The sequence below is a fragment of the Pseudomonas sp. 3296 genome (assembly GCF_031456615.1).
In the GTDB taxonomy this organism is placed as follows: Bacteria; Pseudomonadota; Gammaproteobacteria; order Pseudomonadales; family Pseudomonadaceae; genus Aquipseudomonas; species Aquipseudomonas mucoides.
In genome coordinates this window covers 685,980-704,772 of sequence record NZ_JAVDUY010000002.1, presented here as the reverse complement: position 1 = coordinate 704,772, position 18,793 = coordinate 685,980, and the positions used below count along the sequence as shown (strand labels likewise).

The following is an 18,793-nucleotide window of genomic DNA, read 5'->3' as shown; positions in this document are numbered from 1 at the left end:
CTGCTGAACATGATTACAGGCGCATCGGCATGACAACGTAAGCCGAGTCGTCGTTGTCGGATTCCTGCACCAGCGCACTGCTGTTGGAGTCGGACAGGATCAGGCGAACTTGCTCAGTGGTCATCACGCCCAGTACGTCGAGCAGATAGCTGACGTTGAAGCCGATTTCCAGATTGCCGCCGTTGTATTCAACGCCCACTTCTTCTTCCGCTTCTTCCTGCTCCGGGTTGTTCGCCTGGATTTTCAGCTGACCATTAGCCAGTTGCAGACGGATGCCACGGTACTTCTCGTTGGACAGAATCGCGGTACGGCTGAAGGCTTCACGCAGCGCCTGACGGTCGCCGAGTACCAGCTTGTCGCCGCCTTTTGGCAGAACACGCTCGTAATCCGGGAATTTGCCGTCGACCAGTTTCGAGGTGAAGGTGAACTCGCCGGTAGTCGCGCGGATGTGGTGCTGACCCAGGACGATGCTGACGATGCCGTCCGGTTCCGTGAGCAGGCGTGCCAGCTCAAGGATACCCTTGCGCGGAACGATGACCTGATGGCGATCCGGTTGACCGATATCGGCCTGCATCGAACACATGGCCAGACGGTGACCGTCGGTGGCAACAGCACGGATGATCCCGGCCGACACTTCAAGCAGCATACCGTTCAGGTAATAACGAACGTCCTGCTGGGCCATGGCGAAGCTGGTACGTTCGATCAGACGACGCAGTTTGCTTTGTTCCAGGCTGCAGGTCAGCGAGCCCGGCCCTTCTTCCACTGTCGGGAAATCGTTGGCGGGCAGGGTCGACAGGGTGAAGCGGCTACGACCAGCCTTCACCACCAGCTTCTGCTCATCGACCTTGATGTCGATCAGCGCATCGTTCGGCAGGCTCTTGCAGATGTCCATCAACTTGCGCGCAGGCACGGTGATGGAACCTGGGTCTGCCGGCTCTTCAAGTTGCACACGACCGACCAGCTCGACTTCCAGGTCGGTACCGGTCAGCGACAATTGCTGGCCTTCGACAACCAGCAGCACGTTGGAGAGCACCGGCAAGGTCTGTCGGCGCTCAACGACGCCTGCGACCAGTTGCAGGGGTTTCAACAGGGCTTCGCGTTGAATGGTGAAATGCATGGTCTAGTCCCTTGCCTTAATAAGCTGCGCTGGTGTTCATCAAGTGGTCAGTGTACGCAGCAGGTTCTTGTAGTCCTCGCGGATGTCCGCGTCGGATTCCTTAAGCTCGTTGATCTTGCGACAGGCGTGCAAAACAGTCGTGTGGTCGCGGCCGCCAAACACATCGCCGATTTCCGGCAGGCTGTGGTTAGTCAACTCTTTGGACAATGCCATTGCAACCTGACGCGGACGTGCGACCGAGCGTGAACGACGCTTGGACAGCAAGTCGGAGATCTTGATCTTGTAGTACTCGGCCACCGTGCGCTGAATGTTATCCACAGAGACCAGTTTGTCTTGCAGCGCCAACAAGTCTTTCAGGGATTCGCGAATCAGCTCGATGGTGATGTCGCGGCCCATGAAGTGCGAGTGGGCGATCACGCGTTTCAGCGCGCCTTCCAGCTCACGGACGTTAGAGCGAATACGTTGGGCGATGAAGAACGCAGCGTCATGTGGCAGATCAACTTTGGCCTGGTCGGCCTTCTTCATCAGGATCGCCACGCGGGTTTCCAGCTCCGGCGGCTCGACGGCAACCGTCAGGCCCCAGCCGAAGCGGGATTTCAGACGCTCTTCAAGGCCTTCAATTTCTTTCGGGTAGCGGTCACTGGTGAGAATGACCTGCTGGCCACCTTCAAGCAAAGCGTTGAAGGTATGGAAAAACTCTTCCTGCGATCGTTCCTTGCGGGCGAAGAATTGAATGTCATCGATGAGCAACGCATCCACCGAACGGTAGAAACGCTTGAACTCGTTGATCGCATTCAGTTGCAGCGCCTTGACCATGTCGGCCACGAAACGCTCCGAATGCAGGTAAACGACTTTGGCATTCGGGTTCTTCTTTAATAGGTGGTTACCCACAGCGTGCATCAAGTGGGTTTTACCCAAGCCGACGCCACCATAAAGGAAGAGCGGGTTGTAACCGTGCTTGGGATTGTCCGCCACCTGCCAGGCTGCGGCCCGGGCCAGTTGGTTCGACTTACCTTCGACGAAGTTTTCGAAGGTGAAGGTGCGGTTCAGGTAACTGGTGTGCTTGAGCGCGCCTTCGACCTGCACCGTGCGTTGCTCGGAGCGAACCGGAGCTTGCTGCGAGCTGGCGCCGGCCATCGGGTCGAAGCTGTCGCGAGACGGCTCTTCATTGATCTCAGCCACTTTTTGCGTCGCACGCTTGGTCGGTGCGCTGGCCGTCGGCGCTGGCGCCGGAGCGCTGACAGGTACTTGAGCAGCCTGAGCCTGAGACGCAGCGGCAGCCAACGGCGCATTCGGTGCAGCGCGCGGTGCCGAACTGCGTTTGCTGCCTATTAATAAAGACAGCACCGGCGCCATGCCGTTGCCATGCTCATCCAGCAGTTCAAGAACGCGGCCCAGGTACTTTTCGTTGACCCAGTCGAGAACAAAGCGGTTCGGTGCGTAGACACGCAACTCGTCGCCTTCGGCTTCGACCTGTAGTGGACGGATCCAAGTGTTGAATTGTTGGGCAGGCAGCTCTTCGCGCAAAAGCTCCACGCACTGCTGCCAAAGTTCCACTGACACGGATATCCCCTAAGTTGAAAGCCGGTGAGGCAAAAACAAGCGGCCATTGTAGCGACCAGACGCCGACTTATCCACACGTAGGTGGAGCACTGAACAAGAAGAATCAATGTTTTATACGCAAAAAAGACGACCAGCGGTCTGTGCATAAGCTCTGTGGATAACCGGGTCTAAGGTCATTGCACAAGTAGGGGGGAAACTCGGTGGATAACCAGCCTGTGGATAACAAGCCCTTTCACACACAGGTTATCCGACAGCACAGCACAGGCTGCCCCCTGTTTTCCACGGTAGTTGTCATTCTCTGTACAGCCCGCAGTAAAAGGGCTCAAGGTAGTTATCCACAGATGATCGCTGCCCTAGCTTTTATAAGCTTTACAGAAAAGCTTTAAATAATTCCTTTCTTATTTCTATTTCTAACGAGGGGTTAATCACGAACAAAACCGGCGGAGATCTATTTATAAGGAAACGCTGGTTGGAAATTGACCTAGAGGCTTGCTTTCTCTAGAATCCCCGGTCTCTTAAAACGGGGGCCATTCCGGCCCGTTGTGGACGAACCAGGTAACACGACAATGAAACGTACTTTCCAACCAAGCACTATCAAACGCGCTCGTACCCACGGTTTCCGTGCTCGCATGGCTACCAAGAACGGCCGTGCTGTTCTGTCGCGTCGCCGCGCCAAAGGTCGTGCGCGTCTGGCAGTTTGATAAGCCGGCACTGGAGGTGAGTCAGGACTTCAGTCGGGAAAAGCGTCTGCTTACTCCCCGGCATTTCAAGGCAGTCTTTGACTCCCCTACCGGCAAGGTTCCGGGGAAAAATCTCCTGCTCCTTGCGCGCAACAACGATCTTGATCACCCCCGTCTCGGGTTGGTTATCGGGAAAAAGAGCGTAAAGCTCTCCGTCGAGCGCAATCGCCTCAAACGTCTGATGCGCGAATCGTTCCGTCTGCACCAGGATTCACTGGTAGGCTGGGACATCGTTATCGTCGCGCGCAAAGGTTTGGGTGACGTAGAAAACCCCGAATTGATTCAGCATTTCGGCAAACTCTGGAAGCGTCTGGCACGCAGCACGCCAGTACCAGCAGTCAAAACCGAAACTGTAGGGGTAGACAGTCCCGATGCGTAAACTGGCACTCGTTCCGATCCAGTTTTATCGCTATGCCATTAGTCCCCTGATGGCCAACCACTGTCGCTTCTACCCCAGTTGTTCCTGCTACGCGTTAGAGGCCATAGAAAATCATGGTCTTCTGCGCGGTGGCTGGCTGGCCTTTCGTCGTTTAGGCCGCTGTCATCCGTGGAATCCCGGTGGTTATGACCCGGTTCCACCTATCCCTACCTCCCGTTCTTCTTCGATGGCCGAGTAATCATGGATATCAAACGCACGATCCTGATCGTCGCCCTGGCAATCGTGTCCTACGTTATGGTTCTTAAATGGAACCAGGACTATGGCCAGGCTGCCCTGCCGACTCAGAATGTTGCTTCCAGTACTACCGCACCGGGCCTACCGGATTCGGCTACTGGCAATAATGCTTCTGTCAGTGACGACATTCCACGCGCCGCAAGCGATACCAGTGCCACTGCTCCTGCTGAAACACCAGTAGCTGCAAGCAAAGACCTCATCCAGATCAAGACGGATGTGCTCAATCTGGCCATCGATCCACAAGGTGGTGATGTTGCCCAGCTGACGCTGCCGCTGTATCCACGTCGCCAGGACCATCCGGAAATCCCGTTCCAGTTGTTCGATAACGGCAACGAGCGGACTTATCTGGCTCAAAGTGGTTTGATCGGCGCCGACGGTCCGGACGCAAGTCCTGCCGGTCGTCCGGTTTACTCCTCGGAGAAGAAGGTTTATCAACTGGCTGAGGGTCAGGACCAATTGGTCGTGGACCTGAAGTTCAGCAAGGACGGTGTCAACTACATCAAGCGTTTCACACTGAAACGCGGCCTGTATGACGTAACCGTTTCCTACCTGATCGACAACGAAAGCGCCAAGCCTTGGTCGGGTGCGATGTTTGCCCAGCTGAAGCGTGACGCCAGCTCCGATCCTTCTTCCAGCACTGCCACCGGCACCGCGACTTACCTGGGCGCCGCCCTGTGGACAAGTAACGAGCCGTACAAGAAAGTGTCGATGAAGGACATGGACAAGGCTCAGCTGAAAGAAACCGTCAACGGTGGTTGGGTTGCCTGGTTGCAACACTACTTCGTGACCGCCTGGATTCCGGCGAAGGGCGAAAACAATGTCGTCCAGACCCGCAAAGACAGCAAAGGCAACTACATCATCGGCTACACCGCCCCGGCATTGACTGTCGCGCCAGGTGCTAAAGCTGAAGTCAGCGCTGTTCTGTACGCCGGCCCTAAAAGCCAGGCTGTGCTGAAAGAGTTGTCCCCAGGTCTGGAACTGACCGTCGACTACGGCATCCTGTGGTTTATTGCCCAGCCAATCTTCTGGTTGCTGCAACATATCCACGCCATCGTCGGTAACTGGGGCTGGTCGATCATTTTCCTGACCATGCTGATCAAGGGTTTGTTCTTCCCTCTGTCGGCCGCCAGCTACAAATCCATGGCGCGCATGCGTGCAGTGGCCCCAAAACTGGCCGCGCTGAAAGAGCAACATGGCGATGACCGGCAAAAAATGTCGCAAGCCATGATGGAGCTGTACAAGAAAGAGAAGATCAATCCGCTGGGTGGTTGCTTGCCAATCCTCGTGCAGATGCCGGTTTTCCTTTCGCTGTACTGGGTTCTGCTGGAAAGCGTTGAAATGCGTCAAGCGCCGTTCATGCTGTGGATTACTGACCTGTCAATCAAGGATCCGTTCTTCATTCTGCCGATCATCATGGGTGCAACCATGTTCATCCAGCAGCAGTTGAACCCGACTCCTCCGGATCCGATGCAGGCCAAGGTGATGAAGCTGATGCCAATCATCTTCACCTTCTTCTTCCTGTGGTTCCCGGCTGGTCTGGTGCTGTACTGGGTAGTGAACAACTGCCTGTCCATCACTCAACAGTGGTACATCACTCGTAAAATCGAACGGGCTACCAAAGCCGCCGCTTGATTTACACTGTGGATAACCACTCAAAACGCCCCCTAGTGGGGCGTTTTGCTATCTGTCACTTTTGTCTGGATACCGGTTTATGAGCGTTCCTCGTGAAACCATCGCAGCCGTCGCCACCGCTCAAGGTCGCGGTGGCGTGGGCATCGTCCGTATTTCCGGACCGTTGGCGAGCCTTGCGGCCAAAGCCATCAGCGGTCGGGATTTGAAACCGCGGTTTGCCCATTACGGCCCGTTCCTCAGTGCAAACGAAGAGGTGCTGGACGAAGGCATTGCGCTGTATTTCCCGGGACCGAACTCCTTCACCGGCGAAGACGTGCTGGAACTGCAGGGCCATGGCGGGCCAGTTGTTCTGGATATGTTGCTTAAGCGTTGCCTGGAACTGGGCTGTCGTCTTGCCCGTCCCGGTGAATTCAGTGAGCGCGCCTTCCTCAATGACAAACTCGACCTGGCCCAGGCTGAAGCCATCGCCGACTTGATCGAGGCGAGTTCTGCACAAGCGGCTCGAAATGCGCTGCGTTCGTTGCAAGGCGCATTTTCCCAGCGTGTGCATAACCTCACCGAGCAACTGATCGGCCTGCGCATCTATGTCGAGGCGGCCATCGACTTCCCGGAGGAAGAAATCGACTTCCTTGCCGATGGACATGTATTGGCCATGCTCGACAAAGTGCGCGATGAATTATCCACAGTGCTTCGCGAAGCGGGGCAAGGCGCCTTGCTGCGTGACGGCATGACCGTGGTCATTGCCGGTCGGCCGAATGCTGGTAAATCCAGCCTGTTGAATGCCCTGGCAGGTCGGGAAGCCGCGATCGTTACCGAAATTGCCGGCACAACCCGGGACATTCTTCGCGAACATATCCACATTGATGGTATGCCGCTTCATGTGGTGGATACCGCTGGTCTGCGAGATACCGACGATCACGTGGAAAAAATCGGCGTAGAACGCGCACTGAAAGCCATCAGCGAAGCGGATCGCGTGTTGCTGGTCGTCGATGCAACGGCGCCTGAAGCGCTGGACCCCTTCGCTTTGTGGCCTGAATTCCTCGAAATCCGCCCGGATCCAGCGAAAGTCACGCTGATTCGTAACAAGGCTGATCTGACGGGGGAAGCCATTGCCCTGGAAGTCAGTGAAGATGGCCACGTCACCATCAGCCTGAGTGCCAAGTCTGCTGGCGAAGGCCTGGAGTTACTGCGCGACCATCTGAAGGCCTGCATGGGTTACGAGCAGACGTCGGAAAGTAGCTTCAGTGCACGCAGGCGTCACCTTGAGGCCCTGCGTCATGCCAGTGCATTCCTTGAGCATGGTCGCTCGCAATTGACCCTGGCCGGTGCTGGCGAGCTGTTGGCCGAGGATTTGCGTCAGGCGCAGCACTCACTGGGTGAAATCACCGGTGCATTCAGCTCCGATGACCTGTTGGGACGAATCTTTTCCAGCTTCTGCATCGGTAAATAACCCTTTTGTTGTCCACAGACAGGCCATTCGCGCCTGTCTGTCTCCCTTTTTGAAAAATCCTCCCTCAGTGCCGAGCAGAGAATCTCTGCTTGAGCGGTTTTCCTTCGCCCGGAATTAACCCGATACGCGCTTTTCTGTGGATTAAGCCCTGTGAATAACTGCCACTAAGGGCAGTTGATAACAGGGTCTGAAAACTGAAGATAACCGCCTCTGTGGATAACTACCCCTTTCATCCACAGGCTTAACCTGGTTATCCAAGGGTCTCTTTGCCACATGACCACAGGGTTTTGAAACTCTGTACATATTGAAAATAAAGGGCTGTAGCAATCTATCCACAGAAATGGTCCTCAGTAGAAATAAACATAAAAACAAAGATTTAATAAATTTCTCTCTTTTTAATTTCTATAACCCCGACTTCTCCACAGCTGGTTAAATTTTGTGCAAAGGGTTCTTTAGGAAGGGCGAAGTCCCTATACTTGTCGACCAGGTCCAGAAACCTGAGCTCAAACTATTCCTGATTACCTAACTGAAGCAGGCACGAGGTGCGTGGTGGATTTCCCTTCCCGTTTTGAAGTGATCGTCATCGGCGGCGGTCATGCCGGTACCGAGGCAGCACTGGCCTCAGCACGTATGGGTGCAAAAACCCTGTTGCTGACGCATAACGTGGAAACCCTCGGAGCAATGAGTTGCAACCCCGCCATTGGTGGGATCGGTAAAAGCCACCTTGTTAAAGAAATCGACGCCCTTGGCGGCGCGATGGCCATGGCTACCGACAAAGGTGGTATTCAATTTCGCGTGTTGAACAGCCGCAAAGGCCCGGCCGTGCGTGCAACTCGCGCCCAGGCAGACCGGGTTCTCTACAAGGCCGCTGTCCGCGAAGCATTGGAAAACCAGCCCAACCTGTGGATATTTCAACAAGCCGCTGACGACCTGATCGTCGAACAGGAACAAGTGCGTGGTGTTGTCACCCAAATGGGCCTGCGTTTCCTCGCGGATTCCGTGGTGTTGACCACTGGCACCTTCCTCGGCGGACTTATCCACATCGGCATGCAGAATTACTCCGGCGGTCGTGCCGGTGATCCGCCATCGATCGCCCTGGCTCGCCGTCTGCGTGAATTGCCACTGCGTGTGGGTCGTTTGAAAACCGGTACGCCGCCGCGTATCGACGGTCGTTCTGTGGATTTCTCGGTAATGACCGAGCAAGCAGGCGATACACCGATCCCGGTGATGTCGTTCATGGGCTCCAAAGAGCAACACCCGAAACAGGTGAGCTGCTGGATTACCCACACCAACGCCCGCACCCACGAAATCATTGCCGCGAACCTCGATCGTTCGCCAATGTATTCCGATGCGGGATTGATCGAAGGTATCGGCCCGCGCTATTGCCCGTCGATCGAAGACAAGATCCACCGCTTTGCCGACAAGGAAAGCCATCAGGTCTTCATCGAGCCGGAAGGTTTGACCACCCACGAGCTGTACCCGAACGGGATATCCACATCCTTGCCGTTCGACGTGCAATTGCAGATCGTGCAATCGATCCGCGGCATGGAAAACGCGCACATCGTGCGTCCGGGCTATGCCATCGAGTACGACTATTTCGACCCCCGTGACCTGAAATACAGCCTGGAAACCAAAGTGATTGCCGGGCTGTTTTTTGCCGGACAAATCAACGGCACCACCGGTTACGAAGAAGCCGGCGCCCAGGGGTTGCTGGCTGGTGCCAACGCGGCACTGCGTGCACAGGGCAAAGACGCCTGGTGCCCGCGTCGCGACGAGGCGTACATCGGCGTGTTGGTTGACGACCTGATTACGCTCGGAACCCAAGAGCCGTACCGGATGTTCACGTCCCGTGCCGAGTACCGCCTGATCCTGCGCGAAGACAACGCCGACCTGCGTCTGACCGAAAAAGGTCGCGAGCTGGGTCTGGTCGATGACGCGCGTTGGGCGGCGTTCTGCAAGAAGCGCGAAAGCATCGACCTGGAAGAGCAACGCCTGAAAAGTACCTGGGTTCGCCCGGGCACCCAGCAGGGCGATGCGATTTCCGAGAAGTTCGGTACGCCGCTGACCCACGAATACAATTTGCTCAACCTGCTGAGCCGTCCGGAAATCGACTACGCTGGTCTGATTGCCGTGACCGGTGGGGGCGCAGAAGATCCACAGGTCGCCGAACAGGTCGAAATCAAGACCAAGTACGCCGGCTACATCGACCGTCAGCAGGATGAAATCGCACGCCTGCGGGCCAGCGAAGACACCAAATTGCCTGTGGATATCGATTACACGAACATTTCCGGTCTCTCCAAAGAGATCCAGAGCAAGCTCGGCGCGACCCGTCCTGAAACCCTGGGCCAGGCGTCACGTATCCCGGGCGTCACCCCGGCAGCCATTTCGCTGTTGATGATTCATTTGAAAAAACGCGGCGCGGGCCGTCAGTTGGAGCAAAGCGCTTGAGTTCGTTGGTCACCTCGCAACACGCCGAAGAGTTATCCACAGGTGCTCGCCAGCTCGGTGTCTCATTGACAGAAACCCAGCATGCGCAGCTGCTGGGATACCTGGCCCTGTTGATCAAATGGAACAAGGCCTACAACCTGACCGCCGTGCGCGATCCGGACGAAATGGTCTCTCGCCACCTGCTCGATAGTTTGAGCGTGATGTCGTTCATCGAAAACGGCCGCTGGCTGGACGTTGGCAGCGGCGGTGGTATGCCGGGAATTCCGCTGGCTATCCTGTTTCCAGAGTCACAAGTGACTTGTCTGGACAGCAACGGCAAGAAAACCCGCTTCCTGACCCAGGTCAAACTCGAACTCAAACTGGATAACCTGCAAGTTATCCACAGCCGTGTCGAAGCCTTCCAGCCTGCGCAGCCATTCAACGGGATTGTTTCCCGGGCGTTCAGCAGCATGGAAAACTTCAGTAACTGGACTCGCCACCTCGGCGATGCCGATACGCGCTGGCTGGCAATGAAGGGCGTTCATCCGGCCGATGAGCTGGTAGCATTGCCGGCAGACTTCCACCTCGATAGCGAACATGCCCTGGCCGTACCTGGTTGCCAAGGCCAACGCCATCTGCTGATACTGCGCCGCACGGCATGATTGGGAACACAAGCAAGAATGGCTAAGGTATTCGCGATTGCGAACCAAAAGGGTGGTGTGGGTAAAACCACCACCTGCATCAACCTCGCAGCTTCCCTGGTCGCTACCAAGCGTCGGGTGCTGCTGATCGATCTCGATCCACAGGGCAACGCCACCATGGGTAGCGGTGTGGATAAACATGGTCTGGAAAACTCGGTCTACGACCTTCTGATCGGCGAATGTGACCTGGCCCAGGCCATGCACTACTCCGAGCACGGTGGTTACCAGCTGTTGCCGGCCAACCGCGACCTGACGGCGGCCGAAGTGGTTCTGCTGGAAATGCAGATGAAGGAAAGCCGCCTGCGCAGTGCATTGGCGCCGATCCGTGAAAACTACGATTACATTTTGATCGACTGCCCGCCGTCGTTGTCGATGCTCACGCTGAACGCACTGGTGGCCGCCGATGGGGTGATTATCCCCATGCAGTGCGAATACTTTGCGCTCGAAGGTTTGAGCGACCTTGTGGATAACATCAAGCGCATCGCCGAACTGCTGAACCCGAATCTGAAAGTCGAAGGCCTGTTGCGGACCATGTACGACCCGCGCCTGAGCCTGATGAACGATGTGTCCGCGCAGCTCAAGGAACACTTCGGCGAGCAGCTTTACGACACCGTGATTCCGCGCAACATTCGCCTGGCCGAAGCGCCAAGTTATGGCATGCCGGCGTTGGCGTACGACAAGACTTCACGGGGCGCCATTGCCTACCTGGCCTTGGCGGGCGAAATGGTTCGCCGTCAGCGCAAAAACTCACGCACCGCCGCCGCTCAGGCAACTTAAGGAATCCCCATGGCCGTCAAGAAACGAGGTCTCGGACGTGGACTGGATGCACTGCTGAGTGGTCCGACTGTCAGCTCGCTGGAAGAACAAGCGGTGCAGGCTGACCAGCGTGAGCTGCAGCACCTGCCCCTGGACCTGATCCAGCGCGGCAAGTACCAACCCCGCCGGGACATGGATCCTCAGGCGCTGGAAGAGTTGGCGCAGTCGATCAAGGCCCAGGGCGTGATGCAGCCGATCGTGGTTCGCCCGATCGGCAGCGGTCGCTTCGAAATCATTGCCGGTGAACGCCGCTGGCGTGCCAGCCAGCAGGCTGGCCAGGAAACCATCCCGGCGATGGTTCGCGATGTGCCGGATGAAACGGCCATCGCCATGGCGCTGATCGAGAACATTCAACGCGAAGACCTCAATCCGATCGAAGAAGCCGTCGCGTTGCAGCGTTTGCAGCAGGAATTTCAGCTGACTCAGCAACAGGTTGCGGAAGCGGTGGGCAAATCCCGCGTGACCGTGGCCAACCTGCTACGCTTGATCGCGTTGCCGGAAGTTATCAAAACCATGCTGTCGCACGGTGACCTGGAAATGGGTCATGCGCGTGCTTTGCTCGGTTTGCCGGAGAATCAACAGGTAGAAGGGGCGCGACATGTTGTCGCACGGGGGCTGACGGTGCGCCAAACTGAAGCACTGGTTCGCCAGTGGTTGAGTGGCAAACAGGAGCCTGCCGAACCGGTAAAACGGGACCCTGATATAGCCCGACTCGAACAGCGCCTGGCCGAACGCCTAGGCTCTGCGGTGCAGATTCGCCACGGTAAGAAGGGGAAAGGGCAGTTGGTCATTGGTTACAACTCCCTCGACGAACTGCAAGGTGTGCTTGCGCACATTCGTTGAAACATTTCCTCATGTAGCGTGCAGTCGGAAATCACTACCTGACAGTTGAATAGGGGCTGAACCGCCCCTATACTCTGCGCGCATTTTGTCGGCACAAATTATGCCAAGTTATTGATTTCTGGCAGCCGACCATTGGAGAGAAAACGTGATGGAAAGACGCACGCCAAACCGCTTGCCGTTCCATCGCCTGGCAGTTTTTCCGGTGTTAATGGCTCAATTTGTCGTTTTGCTGATCGCTGCATTGGCGCTTTGGCAATGGCATGGAGTCGTTGCCGGGTACTCAGGACTTTGCGGAGGCCTGATAGCCTTGCTTCCCAATGTTTATTTCGCTCACAGGGCATTTCGGTTTTCCGGCGCCCGAGCAGCTCAAGCCATCGTCCGGTCATTTTATGCCGGCGAGGCGGGCAAACTGATTTTGACGGCAGTGCTCTTTGCATTGACGTTTGCAGGTGTGAAGCCATTGGCGCCGCTAGCTGTATTCGGCGTCTTCGTGTTGACCCAACTGGTCAGCTGGTTCGCGCCCCTGCTGATGAGAACAAGACTTTCGAGACCTTAGGGCGTTTGAGGCAACCATGGCAGAAACAACCGCTTCGGGCTATATCCAGCACCACTTGCAGAACCTGACTTTCGGTCAGCTCCCAACTGGCGGGTGGGGTTTTGCCCACACCGCAGCAGAAGCCAAGGAAATGGGCTTCTGGGCTTTCCACGTCGATACCCTCGGCTGGTCGGTCGCGTTGGGTCTGATCTTCGTTCTTCTTTTCCGCATGGCGGCAAAGAAAGCGACTTCCGGTCAGCCTGGTGCTTTGCAGAACTTCGTTGAAGTATTGGTCGAATTCGTCGATGGCAGCGTGAAAGACAGCTTCCATGGCCGTAGCCCGGTGATTGCACCGCTGGCACTGACCATCTTCGTCTGGGTGTTCCTGATGAACGCCGTCGACCTGATCCCGGTCGACTGGATTCCTCAGCTGGCCATCCTGATTACCGGCGACCACCACATTCCGTTCCGTGCAGTGTCGACCACTGACCCGAACGCGACCCTGGGTATGGCCTTGTCGGTGTTCGCGCTGATCATTTTCTACAGCATCAAGGTCAAGGGCATCGGCGGCTTTATCGGCGAACTGACCCTGCACCCGTTCGGCAGCAAGAACATCTTCGTTCAGGCCCTGCTGATTCCGGTGAACTTCTTGCTGGAGTTCGTGACGCTGGTTGCCAAGCCAATCTCGCTGGCATTGCGTCTGTTCGGCAACATGTACGCCGGCGAACTGGTCTTCATTCTGATTGCTGTGATGTTCGGCAGCGGTCTGCTCTGGCTTAGCGGCCTGGGCGTAGTTCTGCAGTGGGCGTGGGCTGTGTTCCACATCCTGATCATCACCCTGCAGGCGTTTATCTTCATGATGCTGACCATCGTTTACCTTTCGATGGCGCACGAAGAGAACCATTAAGACCAGTCTCGACTAGTCTGATGTCCCACTCGGTCAAACGAGTGGGTGCCCGAACAGGGCTATGAAACGATTTGTTTTACCGCTTTAAAATCTAAAAAACCTAAACCATACGACGTAAAAGTCGGGAGGAAAGATGGAAACTGTAGTTGGTCTAACCGCTATCGCTGTTGCACTGTTGATCGGCCTGGGCGCACTGGGTACCGCAATTGGTTTCGGCCTGTTGGGCGGCAAGTTCCTGGAAGGCGCAGCGCGTCAACCAGAAATGGTTCCAATGCTGCAAGTTAAAATGTTCATCGTTGCCGGTCTGCTCGACGCCGTAACCATGATCGGTGTTGGTATCGCTCTGTTCTTCACCTTCGCGAACCCATTCGTTGGTCAACTCGCTGGCTAATTACTCGAACCTTCGAGTAGTTGGTGTGATGTGTAACGAACGAGCGAGGTGTTGGCGTGAACATTAATGCAACCCTGATTGGCCAGTCCGTTGCGTTCTTCATTTTTGTACTGTTTTGCATGAAGTTCGTGTGGCCTCCGGTCATCGCGGCTTTGCACGAACGTCAGAAGAAGATTGCGGATGGACTGGACGCTGCCGCCCGAGCAGCTCGCGACCTGGAATTGGCCCAAGATAAAGCGGGTCAACAACTGCGCGAAGCTAAAGCTCAGGCAGCCGAAATCATTGAGCAAGCCAAGAAACGCGGTAACCAGATCGTTGAAGAGGCTGTTGAAAAGGCCCGTATCGACGCTGACCGTGTGAAGGTTCAGGCTCAGGCCGAGATCGAACAGGAACTGAACAGTGTCAAAGACGCGCTGCGTGCCCAACTGGGTGCTCTGGCCGTCGGCGGCGCCGAGAAGATCCTGGGTGCCACAATCGATCAAAACGCGCACGCGGAGCTGGTAAACAAACTGGCTGCTGAAATTTAAGCGAGGGCGATCATGGCAGAATTGACCACGTTGGCCCGACCTTACGCTAAGGCAGCCTTCGAGCACGCCCAGGCCCACCAGCAACTGGCCTCTTGGTCAGCCATGCTCGGCCTGGCTGCAGCAGTGTCGCAAGACGACACCATGCAGCGCGTGCTCAAGGCCCCGCGACTGACGAGCGCAGACAAGGCCGCCACGTTTATTGACGTGTGCGGCGACAAGTTTGATGCCAAGGCACAGAACTTCATTAACGTCGTTGCCGAAAACGACCGTCTCCCGCTGTTGCCGGAGATCGCCGCTCTGTTTGACCTGTACAAGGCCGAACAAGAGAAGTCGGTAGACGTTGAAGTGACCAGTGCTTTTGCATTGAACCAAGAACAGCAAGACAAACTCGCCAAGGTTCTCAGTGCACGACTCAACCGGGAAGTGCGCCTGCAAGTTGCGGAGGATGCCGCCCTTATTGGTGGTGTCATCATTCGCGCCGGCGACCTGGTAATCGATGGTTCGATTCGCGGCAAACTCGCGAATCTTGCCGAAGCATTGAAATCTTGAGTTTGAAGGGGCAGCAGAGCAATGCAGCAACTCAATCCTTCCGAAATAAGTGAAATTATCAAGGGCCGCATCGACAAGCTCGATGTGACCTCCCAAGCCCGTAACGAAGGCACTGTCGTCAGCGTATCTGACGGTATCGTGCGGATTCACGGTCTGGCCGACGTAATGTACGGCGAGATGATCGAGTTTCCGGGCGGCGTCTTCGGTATGGCTCTCAACCTGGAGCAAGACTCTGTAGGTGCCGTTGTATTGGGCGCATACCAGACTCTGGCTGAAGGCATGAGCGCCAAGTGCACCGGCCGCATCCTCGAAGTTCCGGTTGGTAAGGAACTGCTGGGTCGCGTAGTCGACGCACTGGGTAACCCAGTTGACGGCAAAGGTCCGCTGAACAACACCTTGACCGACGCGGTCGAGAAAGTTGCTCCAGGCGTGATCTGGCGTAAGTCGGTAGACCAGCCTGTACAGACTGGCTACAAGGCTGTCGATGCCATGATCCCTGTCGGCCGTGGCCAGCGTGAGCTGATCATCGGTGACCGTCAGATCGGTAAAACCGCTCTGGCGATCGACGCGATCATCAACCAGAAAGACAGCGGCATTTTCTGCGTCTACGTAGCCATTGGTCAGAAACAATCGACCATCGCCAACGTGGTTCGCAAGCTGGAAGAAAACGGCGCACTGGCTAACACCATCGTCGTGGCAGCGAGCGCTTCGGAATCTGCAGCACTGCAATTCCTGGCACCGTACTCCGGTTGCACCATGGGTGAATTCTTCCGCGACCGCGGTGAAGACGCGCTGATCGTTTATGACGATCTGTCCAAGCAAGCAGTGGCTTACCGCCAGATTTCCCTGCTGCTGCGCCGTCCACCAGGCCGTGAAGCTTACCCAGGCGACGTGTTCTATCTCCACTCCCGTCTGCTGGAGCGCGCATCCCGCGTTTCGGAAGAATACGTAGAGAAGTTCACCAACGGCGCAGTGACCGGCAAAACCGGTTCCCTGACCGCACTGCCGATCATCGAAACCCAGGCTGGCGACGTTTCCGCGTTCGTTCCGACCAACGTGATTTCCATCACCGACGGTCAGATCTTCCTGGAATCGGCCATGTTCAACTCCGGGATCCGTCCTGCTGTGAACGCCGGTGTTTCGGTATCCCGTGTGGGTGGTGCCGCTCAGACCAAGATCATCAAGAAGCTCTCCGGTGGTATCCGTACCGCTCTGGCTCAGTACCGTGAACTGGCGGCATTCGCCCAGTTCGCTTCTGACCTGGACGAAGCGACCCGTAAGCAACTTGAGCATGGTCAGCGCGTTACCGAGCTGATGAAGCAGAAGCAATACGCACCTATGTCGATCGCTGACATGGCGCTGTCGCTGTATGCCGCTGAGCGTGGGTTCCTGACTGACGTCGAAATCGCCAAGATCGGCAGCTTTGAACAAGCGCTGATTGCTTTCTTCAACCGCGATCACGCCGAATTGATGGCGAAGATCAACGTGAAGGGTGACTTCAATGACGAAATCGATGCTGGCATGAAAGCCGGTATCGAGAAGTTCAAGGCCACCCAAACCTGGTAAGCCGCAGCGGGAGCCGCAAGGCTCCCGCTTGCTAACCTGATAGGTGTTACATGGCAGGCGCAAAAGAGATTCGCAGTAAGATTGCGAGCATCAAAAGCACGCAAAAGATTACCAGCGCCATGGAAAAAGTGGCGGTCAGTAAAATGCGCAAGGCACAAATGCGCATGGCTGCTAGCCGTCCTTACGCGGAGCGCATCCGCCAGGTTATTGGTCATTTGGCCAACGCCAACCCGGAATATCGCCACCCGTTCATGATCGACCGCGAAATCAAGCGCGTCGGTTATGTCGTGGTGAGCAGTGACCGTGGTTTGTGTGGTGGTTTGAACACCAACCTGTTCAAGGCCCTGGTCAAGGACATGGCGGTAAACCGCGAAAACGGCGTCGAGATCGATCTGTGTGTAGTGGGTAGCAAGGGTGCGGCTTTCTTCCGCAACTTCGGCGGCAACGTCGTAGCAGCTATCAGCCACCTGGGTGAAGAGCCGTCGATCAATGACTTGATCGGCAGCGTCAAGGTGATGCTGGATGCCTACCTGGACGGCCGTATTGATCGCCTGTCCGTGGTGTCCAACAAGTTCATCAACACCATGACGCAAACGCCTACCGTGGAGCAGTTGATTCCATTGGTGGCAACCCCGGATCAAGGCCTCAAGCACCACTGGGACTATCTCTACGAACCGGATGCCAAAGAGCTGCTTGACGGCTTGATGGTCCGTTACGTGGAGTCGCAGGTCTACCAGGCGGTGGTCGAGAACAACGCGGCTGAGCAAGCTGCGCGGATGATCGCGATGAAGAACGCTACCGACAACGCCGGTGATTTGATCAGCGATTTGCAGCTGGTCTACAACAAGGCGCGTCAGGCTGCGATCACCCAAGAGATCTCGGAAATCGTCGGCGGCGCTGCCGCGGTTTAACGGTTCAAATATTCAGAGGATCCAGCTATGAGTAGCGGACGTATCGTTCAAATCATCGGCGCCGTTATCGACGTGGAATTCCCACGCGACAGCGTACCGAGCATCTACAACGCGCTGACTGTACAAAGCGCGGCCGCAACCACTCTGGAAGTTCAGCAACAGCTGGGCGACGGCGTGGTTCGTACCATTGCGATGGGCTCCACCGAGGGCTTGAAGCGTGGTCTGGACGTCATCGACTCCGGCGCAGCCATCTCCGTACCGGTCGGTAAAGCGACTCTGGGCCGGATCATGGACGTTCTGGGCAACCCGATCGACGAAGCTGGCCCGATCGACACCGACGAGCGCTGGGGCATTCACCGTCCTGCGCCAACCTTCGCAGAACAAGCGGGCGGCAACGACCTGCTGGAAACCGGCATCAAGGTTATCGACCTGGTTTGCCCGTTCGCCAAGGGTGGTAAAGTCGGTCTGTTCGGTGGTGCCGGTGTAGGCAAAACCGTAAACATGATGGAACTGATCCGTAACATCGCCATCGAGCACAGCGGTTATTCCGTGTTCGCCGGTGTGGGTGAGCGTACTCGTGAGGGTAACGACTTCTACCACGAGATGAAGGATTCCAACGTTCTGGACAAAGTGGCACTGGTTTACGGTCAGATGAACGAGCCGCCGGGTAACCGTCTGCGCGTAGCACTGACCGGCCTGACCATGGCCGAGAAGTTCCGTGACGAAGGTAACGACGTTCTGCTGTTCGTCGACAACATCTATCGTTACACCCTGGCCGGTACTGAAGTATCCGCACTGCTGGGCCGTATGCCTTCCGCAGTAGGTTACCAGCCGACCCTGGCCGAAGAGATGGGTACTCTGCAAGAGCGTATCACTTCGACCAAAAACGGTTCGATCACCTCGATCCAAGCGGTATACGTACCTGCGGATGACTTGACTGACCCGTCGCCAGCGACCACCTTCGCCCACTTGGACGCCACCGTCGTTCTGTCCCGTGACATCGCTTCCCTGGGTATCTACCCAGCGGTCGATCCACTCGACTCGACTTCGCGCCAGCTGGACCCGAACGTAATCGGCCAGGACCACTACGACACCGCTCGCGGTGTACAGTATGTTCTGCAGCGTTACAAAGAACTGAAGGACATCATTGCGATCCTGGGTATGGACGAGCTGTCGGAAGCCGACAAGCAGTTGGTAAACCGTGCTCGTAAGATCCAGCGTTTCTTGTCGCAGCCGTTCTTCGTGGCTGAAGTCTTCACCGGTGCTTCGGGTAAATACGTTTCCCTGAAAGACACCATTGCTGGCTTCAAAGGCATCCTCAACGGTGACTACGACCACCTGCCAGAACAAGCGTTCTACATGGTCGGCGGCATCGAAGAAGCGATCGAGAAAGCCAAGAAACTGTAATCCCGGCGCCCGGAAACGGGCGCTAATTTAGGTTGAGG

Annotated in this window: 19 protein-coding genes; 17 read left to right on the top strand and 2 right to left on the bottom strand. The window is 56.3% G+C overall.

Annotated features, from left to right (window positions below; genetic code table 11):
• Nucleotides 1-13 precede the first annotated feature (13 nt).
• Nucleotides 14-1,117 carry a DNA polymerase III subunit beta gene (gene dnaN, locus J2X66_RS07670; RefSeq protein WP_017341709.1) on the bottom strand — a complete coding sequence of 368 codons (1,104 nt, stop codon included), beginning with the start codon at nt 1,115-1,117 and terminating at the stop codon, nt 14-16.
• Nucleotides 1,118-1,156: 39 nt separating this feature from the next.
• Nucleotides 1,157-2,680 carry a chromosomal replication initiator protein DnaA gene (dnaA, locus tag J2X66_RS07665; protein WP_310262868.1) on the bottom strand — a complete coding sequence of 508 codons (1,524 nt, stop codon included), beginning with the start codon at nt 2,678-2,680 and terminating at the stop codon, nt 1,157-1,159.
• 566 nt (nt 2,681-3,246) lie between these two features.
• Between dnaA and rpmH the strand changes: the two genes are divergently transcribed.
• The 17 genes from rpmH (at nt 3,247) to atpD (ending at nt 18,755) form a co-directional block, all read left to right on the top strand.
• A complete protein-coding gene (rpmH, locus tag J2X66_RS07660) occupies nt 3,247-3,381 on the top strand; it encodes a 50S ribosomal protein L34 (RefSeq protein ID WP_003213577.1) in 135 nt (44 codons plus the stop codon).
• 16 nt (nt 3,382-3,397) lie between these two features.
• Nucleotides 3,398-3,799 carry a ribonuclease P protein component gene (gene rnpA / locus J2X66_RS07655; protein WP_027926203.1) on the top strand — a complete coding sequence of 134 codons (402 nt, stop codon included), beginning with the start codon at nt 3,398-3,400 and terminating at the stop codon, nt 3,797-3,799.
• Nucleotides 3,792-4,037: a membrane protein insertion efficiency factor YidD gene (yidD, locus tag J2X66_RS07650; RefSeq protein WP_077430980.1), complete on the top strand. Its 246-nt coding sequence runs from the start codon at nt 3,792-3,794 to the stop codon at nt 4,035-4,037. Before rnpA ends, yidD begins: the two co-directional genes overlap by 8 nt.
• 2 nt (nt 4,038-4,039) lie before the next feature.
• Nucleotides 4,040-5,725 carry a membrane protein insertase YidC gene (gene yidC / locus J2X66_RS07645; RefSeq protein ID WP_310262864.1) on the top strand — a complete coding sequence of 562 codons (1,686 nt, stop codon included), beginning with the start codon at nt 4,040-4,042 and terminating at the stop codon, nt 5,723-5,725.
• Between the two features lie 79 nt (nt 5,726-5,804).
• Complete coding sequence (gene mnmE / locus J2X66_RS07640; protein ID WP_310262861.1) at nt 5,805-7,175, top strand: tRNA uridine-5-carboxymethylaminomethyl(34) synthesis GTPase MnmE; 1,371 nt, start codon at nt 5,805-5,807, stop codon at nt 7,173-7,175.
• Between the two features lie 549 nt (nt 7,176-7,724).
• On the top strand, nt 7,725-9,623 hold the full coding sequence (gene mnmG / locus J2X66_RS07635) for a tRNA uridine-5-carboxymethylaminomethyl(34) synthesis enzyme MnmG (protein ID WP_310262858.1): 1,899 nt from the start codon (nt 7,725-7,727) through the stop codon (nt 9,621-9,623).
• The gene (gene rsmG, locus J2X66_RS07630) at nt 9,620-10,264 is read left to right on the top strand and encodes a 16S rRNA (guanine(527)-N(7))-methyltransferase RsmG (RefSeq protein WP_310262855.1); all 645 of its coding nucleotides are present in this window, start codon (nt 9,620-9,622) and stop codon (nt 10,262-10,264) included. The genes mnmG and rsmG overlap by 4 nt, the downstream gene beginning before the upstream one ends.
• A gap of 18 nt (nt 10,265-10,282) precedes the next feature.
• Nucleotides 10,283-11,080 carry a ParA family protein gene (locus J2X66_RS07625; RefSeq protein ID WP_027926208.1) on the top strand — a complete coding sequence of 266 codons (798 nt, stop codon included), beginning with the start codon at nt 10,283-10,285 and terminating at the stop codon, nt 11,078-11,080.
• A 9-nt stretch (nt 11,081-11,089) separates the two neighbouring features.
• Nucleotides 11,090-11,962, top strand: coding sequence for a ParB/RepB/Spo0J family partition protein (locus tag J2X66_RS07620; protein WP_310262852.1), 873 nt, complete (start codon nt 11,090-11,092; stop codon nt 11,960-11,962).
• A 148-nt stretch (nt 11,963-12,110) separates the two neighbouring features.
• Entirely contained in the window at nt 12,111-12,518 is a 408-nt protein-coding gene (locus J2X66_RS07615; RefSeq protein ID WP_027926209.1) for a F0F1 ATP synthase subunit I, read from the top strand.
• Nucleotides 12,519-12,534: 16 nt separating this feature from the next.
• Nucleotides 12,535-13,404 carry a F0F1 ATP synthase subunit A gene (atpB, locus tag J2X66_RS07610; protein ID WP_027926210.1) on the top strand — a complete coding sequence of 290 codons (870 nt, stop codon included), beginning with the start codon at nt 12,535-12,537 and terminating at the stop codon, nt 13,402-13,404.
• Nucleotides 13,405-13,537: 133 nt separating this feature from the next.
• A complete protein-coding gene (atpE, locus tag J2X66_RS07605) occupies nt 13,538-13,795 on the top strand; it encodes a F0F1 ATP synthase subunit C (RefSeq protein ID WP_002555987.1) in 258 nt (85 codons plus the stop codon).
• A gap of 56 nt (nt 13,796-13,851) precedes the next feature.
• Nucleotides 13,852-14,322: a F0F1 ATP synthase subunit B gene (locus tag J2X66_RS07600; protein ID WP_008027535.1), complete on the top strand. Its 471-nt coding sequence runs from the start codon at nt 13,852-13,854 to the stop codon at nt 14,320-14,322.
• Nucleotides 14,323-14,334: 12 nt separating this feature from the next.
• On the top strand, nt 14,335-14,871 hold the full coding sequence (locus J2X66_RS07595) for a F0F1 ATP synthase subunit delta (RefSeq protein WP_150746238.1): 537 nt from the start codon (nt 14,335-14,337) through the stop codon (nt 14,869-14,871).
• A gap of 21 nt (nt 14,872-14,892) precedes the next feature.
• A complete protein-coding gene (gene atpA / locus J2X66_RS07590; RefSeq protein ID WP_027926212.1) occupies nt 14,893-16,437 on the top strand; it encodes a F0F1 ATP synthase subunit alpha in 1,545 nt (514 codons plus the stop codon).
• Nucleotides 16,438-16,487: 50 nt separating this feature from the next.
• On the top strand, nt 16,488-17,348 hold the full coding sequence (gene atpG / locus J2X66_RS07585) for a F0F1 ATP synthase subunit gamma (RefSeq protein ID WP_027926213.1): 861 nt from the start codon (nt 16,488-16,490) through the stop codon (nt 17,346-17,348).
• A gap of 27 nt (nt 17,349-17,375) precedes the next feature.
• The gene (gene atpD / locus J2X66_RS07580) at nt 17,376-18,755 is read left to right on the top strand and encodes a F0F1 ATP synthase subunit beta (RefSeq protein WP_027926214.1); all 1,380 of its coding nucleotides are present in this window, start codon (nt 17,376-17,378) and stop codon (nt 18,753-18,755) included.
• The last annotated feature ends 38 nt before the right edge of the window (nt 18,756-18,793 follow it).

What these genes read in the sequence shown, in the direction of transcription:
- dnaN (WP_017341709.1), bottom strand. Translation starts at nt 1,117, where the DNA reads ATGCATTTCACCATTCAACGCGAAGCCCTGTTGAAACCCCTGCAACTG.
- rpmH (WP_003213577.1), top strand. Translation starts at nt 3,247, where the DNA reads ATGAAACGTACTTTCCAACCAAGCACTATCAAACGCGCTCGTACCCAC.
- yidD (WP_077430980.1), top strand. Translation starts at nt 3,792, where the DNA reads ATGCGTAAACTGGCACTCGTTCCGATCCAGTTTTATCGCTATGCCATT.
- yidC (WP_310262864.1), top strand. Translation starts at nt 4,040, where the DNA reads ATGGATATCAAACGCACGATCCTGATCGTCGCCCTGGCAATCGTGTCC.
- mnmE (WP_310262861.1), top strand. Translation starts at nt 5,805, where the DNA reads ATGAGCGTTCCTCGTGAAACCATCGCAGCCGTCGCCACCGCTCAAGGT.
- J2X66_RS07625 (WP_027926208.1), top strand. Translation starts at nt 10,283, where the DNA reads ATGGCTAAGGTATTCGCGATTGCGAACCAAAAGGGTGGTGTGGGTAAA.
- J2X66_RS07620 (WP_310262852.1), top strand. Translation starts at nt 11,090, where the DNA reads ATGGCCGTCAAGAAACGAGGTCTCGGACGTGGACTGGATGCACTGCTG.
- J2X66_RS07615 (WP_027926209.1), top strand. Translation starts at nt 12,111, where the DNA reads ATGGAAAGACGCACGCCAAACCGCTTGCCGTTCCATCGCCTGGCAGTT.
- atpB (WP_027926210.1), top strand. Translation starts at nt 12,535, where the DNA reads ATGGCAGAAACAACCGCTTCGGGCTATATCCAGCACCACTTGCAGAAC.
- atpE (WP_002555987.1), top strand. Translation starts at nt 13,538, where the DNA reads ATGGAAACTGTAGTTGGTCTAACCGCTATCGCTGTTGCACTGTTGATC.
- J2X66_RS07595 (WP_150746238.1), top strand. Translation starts at nt 14,335, where the DNA reads ATGGCAGAATTGACCACGTTGGCCCGACCTTACGCTAAGGCAGCCTTC.
- atpA (WP_027926212.1), top strand. Translation starts at nt 14,893, where the DNA reads ATGCAGCAACTCAATCCTTCCGAAATAAGTGAAATTATCAAGGGCCGC.
- atpG (WP_027926213.1), top strand. Translation starts at nt 16,488, where the DNA reads ATGGCAGGCGCAAAAGAGATTCGCAGTAAGATTGCGAGCATCAAAAGC.
- atpD (WP_027926214.1), top strand. Translation starts at nt 17,376, where the DNA reads ATGAGTAGCGGACGTATCGTTCAAATCATCGGCGCCGTTATCGACGTG.